At 27.3% G+C, this 1145-nt stretch carries 1 protein-coding gene and 1 pseudogene; both read left to right on the forward strand.

Annotated features, from left to right (window positions below; translation table 11 throughout):
- The coding region (locus C9J34_RS22555; protein WP_238600753.1) for a hypothetical protein at positions 1 to 254 on the forward strand (254 nt) is incomplete at its 5' end.
- 43 nt (positions 255 to 297) lie between these two features.
- Positions 298 to 1145, forward strand: a pseudogene (locus C9J34_RS21255) (hypothetical protein); the annotation flags it as partial.

Raw genomic sequence — 1145 nt, forward strand, 5'->3', positions numbered from 1 at the left:
TTTCTTTTATTTATTTCATTATATACCATTATAACAATAAAGCATTTATGTATGTTGAAAATGAAGAATGGTATGAACTTGCTTTTGATTTTCTTTACTATTCATTTAGTAGGGGATTAACTTTTGGCGGAGGAACATTGGAACCTATGTCTTTTTTAGCGAAGTTATGTTCAATGGTTCAAACTGTGATATTTTATTTCTTTATTGCTAAAGGATTAGTTGCTTACAATAAAGACAAGAAATTGAGGGGATAAATTCAAGTTAGAGGAACATAGAAAATAAAGGGGAATAATATAAATGGACACATTAATTATTGAGCATTTAGCTTGTCTAGAAATTAATAGAATAATTTTACGAGCACCCTATAGATTGGTAAGTGAAGTCCAATTTAATGATAAGAGTCCTTGCTTTGATGGGGAAATTATTGTCTATAATTCACCTGAATTAAAAAAGAAGAATATAGAGGATACTGTTAAAGTACAAATAAAAGGAACTACAAAAAATAAAAAAGTTAAAGGGAATAAAACACCTCATCCTATTGAGAAAGAGGATTTAGAAATTTATAAAAAAACAGGTAAAGGGGTTTTATATTTATTAGTAGTAATAGAGAAGAAAACTACAAAGATGCAAGCTTTTTATAAAGCTTTAACGCCATTAGAGATTGAACGACTATTAAATATTATAATTGAAAAAAAGCAAAGTTCATTATCAGTCGATTTCAAAAAAATTGAAGATAGTCAATTAGAACAAATATGTAGAACTCAAATCAGGAGAGTTAGAAGACAGCCTAGCAGCTTTATAGATGTAGGAAAATCTAAAGATTTTTCTACTTACAGGTTAGAATACGATATTTTACCGAGTGAAATTAAAACTTTTAATCCATTGGAAACACCTGTACATATTTATGGTATTGAAGGTGGAAAAGAATTTCCTATAGAAGCAATTATACCGGATGCATTAAATATAAGTAGTAACGAAACTTTTGATTTATTAGGAGAAAAAGTAGACATTAGGTTTAATATAATTGATTTTCGAGAAGAATTGCACATTTTGATTGAAGATACACTTGATTTTGTTTTTTCTAAAAAGAATAATAAAGGAAAATTAAATACAATAAGGCTAAAAAATCTTGATTCCCATATAAA

The organism is Metasolibacillus meyeri (assembly GCF_003049505.1).
Taxonomy (GTDB): Bacteria; Bacillota; Bacilli; order Bacillales_A; family Planococcaceae; genus Metasolibacillus; species Metasolibacillus meyeri.